The following is a 14,569-nucleotide window of genomic DNA, read 5'->3' as shown; positions in this document are numbered from 1 at the left end:
CTTGGCCTCCCGTTTTTCATTCGTGGCTGTCAGCCACGCTGGAGGATCACTGCTGAACTTCCGAGATCCCTTCGACCTTGACCTCAACCCGACGATCCGGGGCTAGGCAGACGATCAGCTCTTTCTTGGACTTGCTGGTGCAGCTGTCGCCGGTGACCGGATTGCCCTTGCCGCGACCTTCCACGTTGACCTTGCCTGCCGGCAGGCCCTTGCCGACCAGATAGTCTGCGACGGTCCGGGCGCGCTGTTCGGAGAGCTTCTGGTTGTAGGCATCGGAGCCGATGCGGTCGGTATAGCCGATCACGGTGGCGACGCCATCCTTGGGTCTGGCCTGCTCAATCTGGCTGTAGAGGTTATCCAGCGCCTGGCCGGCGGCTGGCTTGAGGGTGGCCTTGTTGAAGTCGAACAGCACGTCCGAGCTCAGGGTGAACTGCTTGTCGACCACTACTGGCTCGGGCGCCGGGGCCGGTACCGGCGCGGCCACCACGGGGGCTACCTGACCGAAGCGATAGACCACGCCGACTGCCAGCAGGCCGTTGTCGAGTTCGGCCCCGGTCTTGTCGAGCGCCTTGTCGCCGAGCGGGGTGGTGTACTGGTACTCGAGACGGGCAGCCCAGTCGCGGTTGAAGGCGTATTCGGCGCCCAGGGCACCGACGAAGGCGGCGCCGTTGTCATTGTCCAGCTGCTTGCTGTCGGTCCAGGCGTAGGCGCCACCGAGGCGGGTATAGAGATCCAGGCTCTCGCTGACCGGCAGGCCGATCTTCATGGTGAGCTGGGCCAGCTGGGCCTTGATCTCGTCCCGGCTGATGTCGGTGGGGATCAGCTTGTCGGTCGCCGTGTACTTGTATTTGCCGAGCCAGTCATAACCGAGCTCGACGCCGAGGTTCTGGTTGATTTGATAGCCGAGGAAGGCGCCGGCACCGACGTCATTCTTGTCCTCTTCGCTGATGGCGTAGTCGTCCTTGATAGCCTGGTTGTGATCGACGCCATAGAAGTTGGACCAACCCAGCTTGGCACCGCCATACCAGGTGTTGTCCTGTCCGGCTGCCTGGGCGTTGGCCGCAAGCAAGCCTGAAACCAGTAAGGTAATCAGTGTTTTATTCATGTTGAGCCTCTGCAATTTCATATTGTTGGGGGGAGGTTGATAGGGTCGCCTCTCCTTATGGGTCGGGGCTTATAGCACAGCCACAACAGATTAAGGTTAGTCGCTTTAAGCAGGTTCTCAACCAACTGATATAAAACATAATGTGATTACCATTGCCGCAATTTGCCGCGGGGATTTGCGCTCTGGCGAGGGAGCGCAATAGTTAACCGAGGCGGATTTGCTGCGAGGTGGGGATGAACATCAGATGGATATGGCTGTGCTGGGCATTGTGGCTGGCGCCGGGCTGGGCGGCCGAGACCCTGCAGGTAGTGACCGAGGACTATGCGCCCTACAACTATCTGGAGGAGGCCGACGTCAAAGGGCTCGGCACCGAGGTGGTGGAGGCCATGCTGGAGCAGGCCGGCTTCGAATACACGCTGGACATCTACCCCTGGGCGCGGGCCATCTCGCTGGCGCGCAGCCGCCCCAACGTGCTCATCTACAGCATCAGCCGCTTCCCCGAGCGCGAGGCGCAGTTCCAGTGGATCGGGGCGATAGCACAGATCAATTTTCACGTCTTCGCTCTGGCCAAGCGGGATGACATCAAGCCGTTCAGCCAGTTGTCGCAGGCACGGGCCTGGTCCATCGGTACGGTGCGCAACGACGCGCTTGAGCAGTACCTGATCGGTCGCAAGTTCTCCAACCTGCAACGCAACAACAACCATGAGGCCAACATGCTCAAACTGCTGATGGGGCGCATCGATCTCTGGCCGGTATCGCAGGAGACGGCCAACTACTATGTGCGCCAAGCGGGCTATGGGCCTGAGATCCTCAAGATAGTCCACGACATCGAGGATTTTACCGGGGGCGATCTGTACGTGGCGGCGAGTCTGAAGACGCCGCCCGAGGTGATCAAGCGGCTGCAGGAGGCGCTGGCCACCATCAAGCAGAACGGCATCTACGACGGCATCGTCAAGCGCTACCGCTGAGCGGTGGGCCCGCTGGGGCTGCACAACAAGAAAGGGCCGACTGTCGTCGGCCCTTTTTCATCAGTGGGCGAGGAACTCGTATTGAGCCTCGATGAAGGCGCCGGCCCGCTCGCTCAGGGCGGCGTGCACGACGGTGGTGGGGTGCACCTGATCCCAGAACATCTTGCCTTCGCAGTCGAGGGTGCTGGCGCTGCGCCGCACCATGGGGCTGGCAACGGCCTGGGCCAGCAGCGGGTTGCCGGCGATGGCGAGCCGCTCCTGCGGGTTGAAGGCGGAGAGGCTGCTGTCGCTGGCGACACTGGCTGCACTGCGGGAGGCAAACGGCTTCCACACATAGCCGCCGCCGTAGCAGGCGTTCTCGGTGTCACTCAGGCCGAAGTTCTGCGGTTCGCGCAGCATCTCGGCGAACTGTTTGTCGATCTCGAACAGCTTGACGATACCGGTGGGGGCCAGCTGGCGTGCCAGGTTCAGCAGCAGCTGGTTGTGGTAGGCGGAGACATGGCTGGCCGCCTCGACCACCTTCTGGCTGCGGGCCGAGGGGTTCTGGCCCAGATCCGGCAGGTTGAACAACAGAATCTGCTTGGCGCCGTTCAATACCATGCGGTTGGCCGCATCGCTGATGGCGTCGCGCACCCGCTTGGCATCCTGTTCGGTGTTCCAGCCATAAGCCAGGTAATCGTTGGCGCCGACCCAGAGGATCACCAGATCATCGGGCTTGAAGCTGTCCTTTTGCAGGAACTGGGTCACCTCGTAATCCAGGTTGTTGATGACCTGATACTTGGGATTCCAGGAGATCTTGTTGTAGGCCACCGCGGTGGCGCCCCCTTCCGCCTCGTTGGCGATGGTGAGCCCCGGGAACTGCTGGGTCAGCTGCTCCAGCCAGACCGGCCCGTTGGAGAAGCGGCCCTGATAGTAGGGGGGGCTGGAGGGGAGATAACCGCGCATCTTGCTGTACATCTTGCCGGTGTCGGAGAGGCTGTCGCCAAACATCACGATCCGGGAGAAGGCGGGGCGACTGTCGGCTGCCTGAACTGTCAGCGCGAAGAGTCCCAATAAACACACAAACCATTTCTTCATCTTGTTGTTCTCATTGGTTGGAAGCAGGTGGTGCCTGCAGACTGTTCCTCGATAGGCAAAGGTGCTGGGAAGCTGTTTTGCCATCTTGCAGGGTATCTAGCCGAATTTAATTTCGCAGTATGCGGTATGGATTAAATCGATTACGGTCACACCGCTGTCCCCCAGATGGGGAGGCTTCACGTTTGTTTCACGCACCGGCCGGCACACTGCTCCCGTACCCAATGACAGGAGCATGAAATGAACAAGGCAAGCGTAATCGGTCTGTTGACCCTGATGTCCATCTCTTCTTTCGCCATGGCGGCCTATACCGGCCCGCAGGAGCAGAACAAGGTGTCCGTCGCGCAGTTGAAGGATCTGGCCGATGACAGCTGGGCCACCCTGGAAGGGAAGCTGGTCAAGCACCTGGGCGGCGAGAACTACATGTTCCGCGACGCCAGTGGCGAGGTGGAAGTGGAAGTGGATCAGGATGTGTGGCGCGGCACCGAGGTGGGCCCGGACGATCTGATCCGCATCCGTGGCGAGGTGGACCACAGCTGGAACAAGACCGAAGTGGAGGTGGAGAGCCTGGAGAAGGTGGGCGCTGCCCCGCAGAGCAAGGGCGGTTTCATCGCCAAGTAAGGTTTGACCCCCTACGCCAGACGTAACAAGGGCGCCTCCATGGAGGCGCCCTTTTGCTGTTGGTCTGCTCAGCCGGTGCGGGCCAGCGTGCGCTTGAATCCCTTCTCGGCCTGATTGACCTTGTAGAGATAGCGCCTGGCTTCCGCCTTGGGGTGCTGCTCGGTCAGGATCTGGTACACCGCCTCGGGCGAGAGCTGGTTGATCATGCCGGGCGCCGCCTTGCGGTCGCTGGAGAAGGTGTTGAGCACCCCGCCGGCGCCGCCGTTGTAGGCGGAGATGACGGCGTAGCGACGCGAGCGCGGATCCTGGATATCCACCAGATAGACGGTCTGCAGCAGGTGCAGGTAGGCGGTCCCGACGTCGATGTTGTAGGCCGGGTTGAACAGATCCTCCCGGGTCGGCTGGCCGCTCTTGCCCTTGACCCGCACATAGACGTCCCGCCCGGCGGTGGCCGGGATCACCTGCATCAGGCCGTAGGCGTTGGCATGGCTGACCGCATAGGGGTTGAAGCTGCTCTCGGTCTTGATCACCGCGTAGATCAGGCTCTCGGCCACCCCGTACTTGCGGGAGGCTTCCCGGATCAGGCTGGCGTACTTGTAGCCCCGTCGATCCTCGTGGTTGGCCACCATGGGGATGTCGACGAAGAAGATGGTGCGAATGCCGAGGGTGCGCTTCTTCATCGCTGTGTTGAGCAGGTAGTCGGCATAGCGCTCGGCGCGCCAGTCGAAGCGGATCGGCTGGCCCTGGTTGTCCAGCACCTGGCCGTAAAGGAAAGGCTCGCCGCCGGGCAGGATCTCGGCGTCGGAGTAAAGATCCACTTCCGCCGGATCGTCCGGGGTGAGCAGGGTCTCGATGATGGCGCGGCGCAGGTGGGAGCGCGGGTCGATGCCGGAGACGGTCTCGACCATGATGTGGCCGCTGGAGAAGTCGATGTGGGCCCGGCTCTTGTACTGATCCGTGTATTTGACGTAGTCAAACTTGCCCGCAAACAGCGCCTCACGCCCCCATATCTCGTTCACGTTGTGGGAGAGCGCGCTGATCATGTGTTCGAAACCGCGGATGTCCTTGCCGTTGACGAGATCGTCATCCTCGTTGCCATTGGGCTTGGGGGAGGATGAGCAGGCAGAGAGAAACAGCAGGGTGCACAGCAGCCAGAAAATTCGGCCCATAAAGTCCTCAAACTGGGCGGCGGGCCGCCCGTCACTTCCGTCGTTGCCGTGAGTCGGCGGGGCCGGCCTGTACCGGCCCCGTTCACGGATTATTTGCTGGGCGGGGTATAACCGTCGATGGCCACTTCACCCGCTTCGAACAGGTAGTTCACCATCTCTTTCTCCAGCAGCTGGCGATGCTCGAGGTTCATCATGTTCAACTTCTTCTCGTTGATCAGCATCACCTGCTTCTTCTGCCACTCGGTCCAGGCTTCCTTGCTGATGTTGTCAAAAATGCGCTTGCCGAGTTCACCGGGGTAGAGCTGGAAATCGAGACCCGGGCCCTCTTTTTTCAGGCGCTGGCAAAATACGGTACGGCTCATGTTGACCTCTATGGTTGTAAGTCCGGATAGGCGAGCAGACGGGCCGTGGCGGCCGCCAGACCCACCTCTGCAGGATGGCGTAAGTTATACCAGAGTCGGTTATCCGCTTCCATGAGCAGGGGGGCCGGCGGCGCGTCGGTTTCGATCAGCATGGGCCGGATATCGAGGTGAAAGTGGCTGAAAGTATGGCGAAAACCGGCCAGTTCACGGGGTTCGCTGCCGGTCAGGCCGAGCCGCTGCAACAGCCCCGCCACCTCGGCGTCTGACCCCACCTGGGGGAAGCAGTAGAGCCCGCCCCAGATCCCTTGCGGTGGCCGTTTCTCCAGCAGCAGCTGATCGCCGTGGCGGATGAGCAGCATGATGCCGGTACGGGCCGGGATGCTCTTCTTGGGCTTGCTGTTGGGGTAGGCGGTGGGCTTGCCCTGCGACAGCCCCTGGCAATCCTCCCGCACCGGGCAGCGCTCGCAAGCGGGCTTGCTGCGGGTGCAGACGGTGGCGCCCATGTCCATCATGGCCTGGTTGTAGTGAGCTACTCCGAGCTTGGGGGTGAGGCGGGTGGCCAGCTCCCACAGATCGTTCTCCACCTGCTTCTGGCCGGGCCAGCCGGGCAGGGCCAGCCAGCGGGTGAGTACCCGCTTCACGTTTCCATCCAGAATGGCGTGGGGCTGGCCAAGGGAGAGGGAGAGCACGGCGCCCGCGGTGGAGCGGCCGATCCCCGGCAGCGCCATCACCTCCTCCAGCCGCTCCGGGAAGAGGCCGCCATGGAGGTCGCGGATCTGCTGGGCCGCCTTGTGCAGGTTGCGGGCACGGGCGTAATAGCCGAGCCCGGTCCAGTGGTGCAGCACCTCGTCGATGGGGGCGTCGGCCAGTGCCAGCACGTCGGGAAAGCGGGCCATGAAGCGCTGGTAGTAGGGAATGACCGTAGCGACCTGGGTCTGCTGCAGCATGATTTCCGAGACCCAGACTCGGTAGGGTGTCTTCTCCTGTTGCCAGGGCAGGGTCTTGCGGCCGTGGAGCTGATACCAGTCCAGGATCCTGGTGGCGAAGGTCGCGTTATCTGAGTTGTTCACATTATGCTCATGTTATTGATTTAAAACTAAATTGACTAACGTGTAGCGGTCTTGGCGCTGATACCAGTACAACGCCCGGTTGGCGAAGGTGGTGTTGTTCGGATTGCTCACGTTGTTCTCATGTTATTGATTAAAAAGGGGAGCTCTCAGGCTCCCTCTTGAAATGATGGCCAGCCTCGGGCTGGCAGGGGCGCGCTTCAGCCGCGCCAGTCCTGCAGCGCCTTGAGGCTGACGTTCTGGCCGCCCACCTGCAGGATGATGTAATCCTGGGCGATGGCGAGCAGGGTGACGCCGGGGGCGACCTCGCTGCCTTCCCGGTAGGTGCGCCCGTTCAGGGTCACGGCCCGGTTGGCCGGGTTGGAGGAGAAGACGTGGGCGCCGTAGGCCAGCGGCGGCACCTGCTGGCGGAGCGCCTGCGGCAGGGCGCTGAGTGGCGTGGCCTGCAGTTCGGCTGGCACCTGTGGTGGCGCGCTCTGCTGCAACGGGGTGTTGTTGAGGGCATTGAGGATGCGCTCGGCCAGCCCCTGGCTGCTGTCGGCGGGCGCCGGTGCGGGCTGGGCATCGGCTTTGGGGATGACCAGGGGTTCGGGCGGCGGCGGTGGCAGCGGACGGGTGATCATCGGCTTGGGCTCGACCCGCACAAAGGGCGGTGTCACCACCTCTTTCACCTCCACCGTCTTCTCGATGGGGCGGTTGTTGAGCAGGTGCCAGCCGTAGTTGGCGGTGGCCCCCATCACCAGCGCCAGCGGGGCCAGCAGCCACCAGATCCAGCGCCTGGGTTGTTCCTCTTTCTGGCTGACCGGCAGCCCCATCGCCGGGATGTGCGGGGTGAACTGGGGCTGGTCGGCCCGCCGCAGCGCCTTGAGCAGGGTGGACATCAGGAAGCCTCCTCCGACAGTGTGTTGATGGCATCGTCATCCTCTGCCGGATCCAGCCTGGCCGGTTTGCTGGCCCGCTGGGCAGGGTCTTCCAGCTTGGGCATGGGTTCGCCAGCCATCACGTTGAGGCGCAGCAGGGTGTTGCTGCCGGCGATACCGTCCGGGTTCAGCCCCTGGGCACGCTGGAACTGCTGCAGCTTGGTCTTGAGCTCGGCATCGAAGCGGCGGACCTTGCGATCCGGCTGCTGCAGGGCCCGGCTGAGGGCGTTGTCGAGCCACTGTACCTGGCTGGGGCCGGCGTTGTTGCCGATCAGGGTGACGCCACCCTTGGGCATGCGCCACAGCAGGGTGTAGCTGCCGCCCCAGTAATCGCTCAGCCACTGCCTGTCCACCTGCCAGCTCTGGTTGCCGATGAGCAGGTTGGCCTTGTCGGGCCCGAGGTTGACCAGGGTGGCGTAATAGGTGCCGCCGGTCTCGTCGGTCAGGCTGACGAGGGCGGGATACTGCAGGGCCTGCAGATCGGCCAGGGAGGCCTCGCCCTCCTGGCAGCGCAGGCCGGCGCGCGGCGCGTTGTCGCAGGTCGCCTCTTCCAGCTCGGTCTGGTAGCCCCACACCTTGTAGAGATTCTGCATGGCGCTGTCCGGTTCCAGTGCCTGATTGATGGCGCGGGTCAGCTGCTCCTGCTGCTCCGGGGTGTCGTCCACCTTGACCGGCACCTCCACCGTGACCACCGGGCGGGTCGGGAAGAAACCGAAGAACTGCCAGCCCCACCAGCCGGTGGCCACCAGCAAGGCGCCGACCAGCGCCACCATCAAGCCGGACTGCCAGGTGCCCTCGTCACGGATGCCGCTCACCTCGAAGGCCGCCAGGCTGATGTCACCGTGCACTATCTTGTGGCTGCCGCGGGCGAAGGCGGCGATCAGGGCGCGGTCGCAGATGAGGTTGATGAGGCGCGGAATGCCGCCAGAGAGGCGGTGCAGGGTCTGGATCGCTCTGGGGGTGAAGATGGGTTGCACGCAACCGGCCACCTGCAGACGAAAGCGGACATAGGCGTCCACGTCCTGGCAGGAGAGCGGCAGCAGGTGGTAGCGGGCGGTGATGCGCTGGGCCAGCTGGCGCAGCAAGGGCTGGCGCAGCATCTGCTGCAGCTCGGGCTGGCCGATGAGCACCACCTGCAGCAGCTTCTTCTCGTCGGTCTCCAGGTTGGTGAGCAGGCGCAGCTGTTCCAGCACGCCGGGCAGCAGGTGCTGGGCTTCGTCCACCAGCACCACGCTGCGCTTGCCTGCCGCCAGATTGGCCAGCAGGTGATCGCGAATGAGGTCGAACAGCTGCTTGAGGCCGGCATCCTGGCCATAGGCCAGCTGGAACTCGTCGCAGATGGCCGCCAGCAGATCTCGTTCGGTCAGGGATGGATTGAGGATGTAGGCAATCTCGGTCTCGGCCGGCAACTGCTGCAACAGGCAGCGGGAGACGGTGGTCTTGCCGGTGCCCACTTCCCCGGTCAGCAGCACGAAGCCGCCCCCATCCTGCAACCCGTAGTTGAGGTGGGCGAGGGCTTCCCCGTGGCGTTCACTCATGTAGAGGTATTTGGGATTGGGCGAGATGGAGAACGGGTGCTCCGACAGACCGAAGAACTGTGTGTACATAAGGATCCATTCCGTTGTTATGGGCGGCAGGTTAAAGCCTCCCCAAAGGGATGTCAAAGACCCGGATGCCATAAGGGGGCCAGCGCGCACCCTGATTTGCTGGTGGGAGAAAGGGCGCTGCCGGGTTGGCTGGCAAGGTGGGTGGCGAGGGGCGTTTTGCCTCTCATGGGGCCGTCATGGGCTCGTCCCCGCCGACGGGGGATGGGGGCAGCCATAGTCTCCACCGGCCAAACCGGTATAATCGGGACAGGTTTATCAAGGGAGACACAGCTTGCAGACTTATCTGGTTGGGGGCGCGGTGCGGGATCGCCTGCTGGGATTGCCGCAGGGCGACAGGGATCACCTGGTGGTCGGGGCGACCGTGGAACAGATGCTGGCGCTGGGCTTTACCCAGGTGGGCCGCGATTTTCCCGTGTTCCTGCACCCCAAGACCCAGCAGGAGTACGCACTGGCCCGCACCGAGCGCAAGCAGGGGCGCGGTTATACCGGCTTCGTCTGCCACGCCTCGCCGGAGGTGACGCTGGAGCAGGATCTGCTGCGCCGGGATCTCACCGTCAACGCCATCGCCGAGGATGAGGCGGGGCAACTGCACGATCCCTATGGCGGCATCGAGGATCTGAAACAACGGCTGCTGCGCCACGTCTCCCCCGCCTTTGCCGAAGATCCGCTGCGCATTTTGCGGGTGGCCCGCTTCGCTGCCCGCTTCCACGCCCAGGGCTTCGTGGTGGCCGCCGAGACGCTGGCGCTGATGCGCGAGATGACCGAGGCCGGCGAGCTGGCTCACCTGACCCCGGAGCGGGTCTGGAAGGAGCTGGAGAAGGTGCTGCTGGGACCGACTCCGCAGGTGTTCTTCGAGGTGCTGCGCGAGTGCGGCGCCCTGGCGGCGCTGTTCCCCGAGCTGGATGCCCTGTTTGGGGTGCCTGCCCCCGCCAAGTGGCACCCGGAGATCGATACCGGCATCCACACCATGATGGTACTGGCACAGGCCTGCCGGCTTTCGCCGGAGCTGGCGGTGCGCTTCGCGGCGCTGTGCCACGACTTTGGCAAGGGGCTGACCCCGCCGGAGTTCTGGCCGAGTCACCACGGCCACGGCCAGAAGGGCTTGCCGCTCATCCGCGATTTCTGCGAGCGGTTCCGGGTACCGAACGAGTGCCGCGATCTGGCGCTGCTGGTGAGCGACCTGCACACCCATATCCACATCGCCTTCGAGCTCAAGCCCGCGACCCTGCTCAAGGTGTTCGACAAGGCCGATGCCTGGCGCAGGCCGGAGCGCTTCGCCCAGCTGCTGGACGCCTGCCGCGCCGACTTTCACGGCCGCACCGGCTTCGAGGAGCGGGTCTATGCCGAGCCCGACTATGTGGCGCAGGCGCTGGCGGCGGCCCAGGCCGTGCCGGTGAAGGAGATAGTGGCGGCCGGGTTCAAGGGGGAGGCTATTCGCGAGCAGCTGGCCAAGCGGCGGCTCGATGCCATCAGCCGGGTGCGCGACGAGTGGACCTTCCTCGAAGATTGACGAGGCAGAAGACGAAGCATGGACAAAAAAGCCCGGGTCACTGACCCGGGCTTTTTCATTGCTGCGCTTGCACGGCAGGCGGCTATTCACCTGTGCCGAAACGCCCCTGTACGGGGTCGTAGAAGTAGTCCTGATAGTTGAAGTCGATCCCCTCGATGTAGGGATTCTCCAGCCGGAACAGCCGGCGGGTATGGAGGTGGGCGAAGCTCAGGGAGGGTTTGAAGGTCTTCAGCCAGAGCGCCTGCAGGGAGCCGTCGCGCCAGGCGGCCTTGAGTCCCTGTTGCACCCGGGCGATGGCCTGTTGGTTGCTGTTGTGGGTGAAGAAGACCCTGGGCAGCGGATAGTAGAGCGCCACGTTCTCATCCATCACCAGCCCGGGTACATCCCTATGATTCAGTTTCTCCTGGGGCAACTCGTTGATCCCGCGGCAGAAGAGTGCGAAACGGCCACGCGCCACCATCTTGAACAGCTGCTCGTAGCCCTCTACCTCCAGCACCTTGAAACCGGCCCGCTGCAGGATCTGCACGTCGAGCCAGCCCTTGCCCTGACCGATGTCGAAGCGCTTGAGCCCCGCCAGACTGGTCACTCCGGCGACGGCGCTCTGCTGCTCGGGGCTGACGAAGCAGATGCGGTAGCTGACGATGCCGAGGTGGATGGGAAAGCGCACGTAGTCGATGCCGCTCATGTCCCGATCGGAGCGGTAACTGTCCATGGCGAACAGGTTGGGGTAGTCATTGAAGCGCAGGCTGACCCACATCCGGGCCAGGGTCATGGGGGGCGCGGCCTGCATCTTGTAGTCGCCATGGCTGGCGCGGGTCTTCTCCAGCGCCAGGCGCAGCAGCTCGCGATCATAGGTGCTTCTGGGATCGTGCTCGCTCTCCGGACTCATGTAGGTGAACAGGGTCGGGCTGGCCAGCACGGGCAGGGCCAGCAGCAGGGCAAGCAGCGGGGTCCAGTGCATCATGAGCTCCTGTGAAAGGCTGAGACTCCTCTGAGTGTAGTGGCTCTCCCCGGCGGCGAGCGGGGAGCCGCTAGGGTCACTGCTTGCCGCTGGCCGACTCGCCGGGCCCGAAGCGCTGGGTGAGGGGATCGTAAAGGTAGGGCTGGTAATCGAAGTCGAGCCCTTGCAGCAAGGGGTTGTCCAGCCTGAACAGCAGCCGCTGGTCCAGCCTGGCGAAATCCAGCGCCGGCTTGAAGGTCTTGAGCCAGAGCGCCTGCAGGGAGCCGTCCTGCCAGGCCAGTTGCAGGCCGGCCCGAACCCGGCGCAGGGCGTGCTGGTTGTCCTTGTGGCTGTAGAAGAGGTGGATGAAGGGGTAGTAGAGCGCCAGATGCTGGTCGACCGTCAATTGCCCCAGATCCCGGTGCGTATCCAGTTCGGTCAGCAGCTCGTTGGCCCCCCGGCAGAACAGATCCACCCGGCCGCGCACCACCAGCTTGAACAGCCGCTCGTAGCCCTCCACCTCCTGCACCTTGAAGCCGGCCCTGCGCAGTATCTCGGCATCCTGCCAGCCGCGGCCCTGGCCATGGCTGAACTGCTGCAACTCGTGCAGGGTGCGCACCCGGGCCACGGCCTGCTGCTGTTTGGGGCTGACGAAGCAGATGCGATAGCCGAGGATGCCGAGATCCACCGGAAAGCGGACATAGTCGAGATCGTGGCTGCCCTCCGGGCGCGGGAAGCTGTCGATGGCCAGCAGGTTGGGGTAGAGGTTGTACTGCAGCACCTGACGCAGCCGGGTTCGGCTCATAGGCGGGGCCGGTCGCAGCTCGTAGTCGCCGAAGCTGTCGCGGGTCTTCTCCAGCGCCAGTTGCAGCAGCTGCTGGCCGTAGAGGGTGCGCAGGTCCCGCTCACTCTCGGGGCTGACGTGGGTCACTATGTCCAGGGCCGGCAGAAGGGGGGAGAAGAACAGGCTGCCGGCCAGCAGCCCGAGGATCATCACTCTGTGGTTCATCATACCGCTCACTGCTGTCACATTGAGTTGAGTGTAGCGGCTGTGGCGCCAAGGCTGGGGGCCTGGGCCCGGGAAACGCGGCTTTTACCGACGCGCAGGTTACCAGAACAGTTGGCCGAGCAGGGGGGCCAGCAGCACGGTCACCATGCCGGCGATCATCATCACCATGCTGGAGACCACCCCCTCTTCATTACCCATCTGATAGGCCTTGGCGGTGCCGGCGCCGTGGGCCGAGGCACCAAACCCGGCGCCCTTGCCAAGGCGGCTGCGAATGGCCAGCAGGGTGAGCACGCTTTCGCCGACCGCCATGCCGATGACGCCGGTCAGCACCACGAACAGGGCGGTGAGATCGGTCTGGCCGCCGATGGCGCGGGTCGCCTCCACCGCAAACGGGGTGGTAATGGAGCGCATCGCCAGACTGCGCTGCAGCATGTCGGAGAGATCGAGCCAGCGGGCCAGCAGCACGGTACTGCCCACCGCCATCACCACCGAGGCGACCACTCCCACCGACAGCGACAACCAGTGGCGGCGAATGAGCTGGCGGTTCTCGTAGACCGGCACCGCGAAGGCGACGGTGGCCGGCCCCAGCAGCCACAGCAGCCAGTGGGATTCGGCCATGTAGTCCTGATAGGGGATGTGGAACAGCATCACCACCGCCACCAGCAGGGTGGGGGCCAGCAGCAGCGGCATCAGGGGCAGGATGCGTTTCTTGCCGTAGAGCCACTTGCTGGCGTAGTAGAACAGCAGGGTGAGGGCGAAGCAGAGCAGGCCGAGCAGGGTATCAGACATGACGACGACTCCGGCGGGCCAGTTTCAACTCGAGGCGATAGACCCGGTCCACCACCAGCGCCGTGGTGCCGAGCACCAGTATGGTGCTGAGCAGCAGCACCACCATGATGCGCCACCCCTCCTGCAGCAGCAGATCCTGATAGTTGACCACCGCCACCACCGCCGGCACGAAGAACAGCAGCATCTCGGCCAGCAACCAGCGGGCGCCGGCGCTGAACCAGTGGGTCTTGACCACGCCGAGCAGGATCAAGGCCAGCAGGGCCAGCATGCCGGTGAGGTTGGCTGGCAGCGGCAGGTGGAAGGTACGTACCGCCAGATCCGCCAGCAACCAGATGGCGGCCAGCAGGGCGATTTGGAAGGGGGTCTGGAACCAGCGAATGCAGAGGGCTTTCATGATCTAGGTCTTTCTGTGAACTTGCTCACAGTATAGAGAGAGGCCAAACCTGCAAAAAATGAATTTAAATTATCAAAATCATGCCAAAGAGGCATGATCAGGTTTTGCCGTCCGCCAGGAGAGAGCCATGGACATCCGCGCCCTGCGTTACTTTGTCGAACTGGTGCGGGAACAGAGCTTCACCCGCGCCTCCGAGAAACTGTTCGTCACCCAGCCCACCATCAGCAAGATGATCCGCAACATGGAGGAGGAGCTGGGTCAGCCGCTGCTGAGCCGTGCGGGACGCCGTTTCACCCTGACCGACAGCGGTCGGGTGCTGTTCAACCGGGCCCAGACCATCTTGGCCGAGATGCAGCAGCTGGAGGCGGAGCTCGCCGATCTGCAGAGCCTGCAATTCGGCCGGCTGGCGCTCGGCATTCCGCCCATGGTGGGCCACGTCTATGCCGATCTGATCCGCGCCTACCGTAGCCGCTACCCCAAGGTCGAGCTCTCCATCGTCGAGTACGGCGGCCGGCGCATCGAGCAGGCGGTGCTGGAAGGGGAGCTGGATCTCGCCATCACCATGCTGCCGACCAGAGAGGGGGGCGCCCTCAGTGCGCTGGAGCTGGACCAGTACCCGATCCAGGTGGTGCTGCCCGACCTGCCGCGCTGGCGCGATAGCTCTGAAATCCGGCTGGAGGCGCTCTGCGACGAGCCCTTCTTGCTCTACACCCAGGCCTTCACCCTGAGCGAGCGGCTGGAGCAGGCGTGCCGAGTGGCCGGCTTCGAGCCCCAGGTGGCGGCGCGCAGCAGTCAGTGGGACTTTCTCACCGCCATGGTGCGCAGCGGCATGGGGGTCGCCTTTTTGCCCGAGCCCATCTGTCGGCGGCTGGCGCCGGACGGGCTGGTGCTGCGACCGCTGGTGCCCGAGCTGAGCTGGCGGCTCGGGGTGATCTGGCCGAGCGAGCGCTACCTTTCCCGCACCGCCGAGGCCTGGCTGGCGCTCTGCCGCGAGCAGGGGCAAACCGGTTCTCAAGGCTGAGCAGATGGGCTCT

At 63.9% G+C, this 14,569-nt stretch carries 15 protein-coding genes; 4 read left to right on the top strand and 11 right to left on the bottom strand.

The window, feature by feature from the left end:
• Positions 1–46: 46 nt before the first annotated feature.
• Entirely contained in the window at positions 47–1,105 is a 1,059-nt protein-coding gene (ompA, locus tag E5E96_RS04450) for a porin OmpA (protein WP_011707503.1), read from the bottom strand.
• Between the two features lie 233 nt (positions 1,106–1,338).
• Between ompA and E5E96_RS04445 the strand changes: the two genes are divergently transcribed.
• Positions 1,339–2,073 carry an ABC transporter substrate-binding protein gene (locus tag E5E96_RS04445; protein ID WP_171281635.1) on the top strand — a complete coding sequence of 245 codons (735 nt, stop codon included), beginning with the start codon at positions 1,339–1,341 and terminating at the stop codon, positions 2,071–2,073.
• A 60-nt stretch (positions 2,074–2,133) separates the two neighbouring features.
• Here the strand turns inward: E5E96_RS04445 and E5E96_RS04440 are convergent, their stop codons facing one another.
• A complete protein-coding gene (locus tag E5E96_RS04440; RefSeq protein WP_039214012.1) occupies positions 2,134–3,150 on the bottom strand; it encodes an SGNH/GDSL hydrolase family protein in 1,017 nt (338 codons plus the stop codon).
• A gap of 237 nt (positions 3,151–3,387) precedes the next feature.
• Here E5E96_RS04440 and E5E96_RS04435 point away from each other — a divergent pair, with 237 nt between their 5' ends.
• Positions 3,388–3,768 (top strand): YgiW/YdeI family stress tolerance OB fold protein, encoded by a 381-nt coding sequence (locus E5E96_RS04435; RefSeq protein ID WP_011707500.1) that lies wholly within the window; start codon positions 3,388–3,390, stop codon positions 3,766–3,768.
• 68 nt (positions 3,769–3,836) lie between these two features.
• Here E5E96_RS04435 and mltC read toward each other — a convergent pair whose 3' ends face one another.
• From mltC to exeA, 5 genes are all read right to left on the bottom strand, one after another.
• Positions 3,837–4,937, bottom strand: a complete 1,101-nt coding sequence (mltC, locus tag E5E96_RS04430) for a membrane-bound lytic murein transglycosylase MltC (protein WP_005305423.1) — start codon at positions 4,935–4,937, stop codon at positions 3,837–3,839.
• An 89-nt stretch (positions 4,938–5,026) separates the two neighbouring features.
• Positions 5,027–5,299 carry an oxidative damage protection protein gene (locus E5E96_RS04425; protein ID WP_005305420.1) on the bottom strand — a complete coding sequence of 91 codons (273 nt, stop codon included), beginning with the start codon at positions 5,297–5,299 and terminating at the stop codon, positions 5,027–5,029.
• An 8-nt stretch (positions 5,300–5,307) separates the two neighbouring features.
• Positions 5,308–6,369, bottom strand: a complete 1,062-nt coding sequence (gene mutY / locus E5E96_RS04420) for an A/G-specific adenine glycosylase (RefSeq protein WP_171281634.1) — start codon at positions 6,367–6,369, stop codon at positions 5,308–5,310.
• A gap of 197 nt (positions 6,370–6,566) precedes the next feature.
• Positions 6,567–7,247, bottom strand: coding sequence for a GspB family T2SS assembly factor variant ExeB (gene exeB, locus E5E96_RS04415; protein WP_171281633.1), 681 nt, complete (start codon positions 7,245–7,247; stop codon positions 6,567–6,569).
• Positions 7,247–8,893, bottom strand: a complete 1,647-nt coding sequence (gene exeA / locus E5E96_RS04410; RefSeq protein ID WP_164927751.1) for a type II secretion system protein ExeA — start codon at positions 8,891–8,893, stop codon at positions 7,247–7,249. Before exeA ends, exeB begins: the two co-directional genes overlap by 1 nt.
• A gap of 271 nt (positions 8,894–9,164) precedes the next feature.
• On the opposite strand from exeA, the gene E5E96_RS04405 reads away from it, so the two are divergent.
• Entirely contained in the window at positions 9,165–10,403 is a 1,239-nt protein-coding gene (locus tag E5E96_RS04405; RefSeq protein WP_113996001.1) for a multifunctional CCA addition/repair protein, read from the top strand.
• A gap of 82 nt (positions 10,404–10,485) precedes the next feature.
• Here the strand turns inward: E5E96_RS04405 and E5E96_RS04400 are convergent, their stop codons facing one another.
• The 4 genes from E5E96_RS04400 to E5E96_RS04385 all read right to left on the bottom strand — a co-directional run bounded on the left by E5E96_RS04400 (position 10,486) and on the right by E5E96_RS04385 (position 13,535).
• Positions 10,486–11,364 (bottom strand): hypothetical protein, encoded by an 879-nt coding sequence (locus E5E96_RS04400; RefSeq protein ID WP_171283201.1) that lies wholly within the window; start codon positions 11,362–11,364, stop codon positions 10,486–10,488.
• A gap of 76 nt (positions 11,365–11,440) precedes the next feature.
• Entirely contained in the window at positions 11,441–12,355 is a 915-nt protein-coding gene (locus E5E96_RS04395; protein WP_171279795.1) for a hypothetical protein, read from the bottom strand.
• Positions 12,356–12,451: 96 nt separating this feature from the next.
• A complete protein-coding gene (locus E5E96_RS04390) occupies positions 12,452–13,141 on the bottom strand; it encodes an LrgB family protein (protein ID WP_011707492.1) in 690 nt (229 codons plus the stop codon).
• Positions 13,134–13,535: a CidA/LrgA family protein gene (locus tag E5E96_RS04385; RefSeq protein ID WP_011707491.1), complete on the bottom strand. Its 402-nt coding sequence runs from the start codon at positions 13,533–13,535 to the stop codon at positions 13,134–13,136. Before E5E96_RS04385 ends, E5E96_RS04390 begins: the two co-directional genes overlap by 8 nt.
• 127 nt (positions 13,536–13,662) lie before the next feature.
• Between E5E96_RS04385 and E5E96_RS04380 the strand changes: the two genes are divergently transcribed.
• Positions 13,663–14,556 (top strand): LysR family transcriptional regulator, encoded by an 894-nt coding sequence (locus E5E96_RS04380; protein ID WP_171281632.1) that lies wholly within the window; start codon positions 13,663–13,665, stop codon positions 14,554–14,556.
• Positions 14,557–14,569: the final 13 nt, after the last annotated feature.

The sequence above is a fragment of the Aeromonas sp. 1805 genome, from assembly GCF_013085525.1.
Classification (GTDB): Bacteria; Pseudomonadota; Gammaproteobacteria; order Enterobacterales; family Aeromonadaceae; genus Aeromonas; species Aeromonas hydrophila.
Note: the sequence above shows the minus strand (reverse complement) of the source record. Positions and strands in the feature narration are given on the sequence as shown.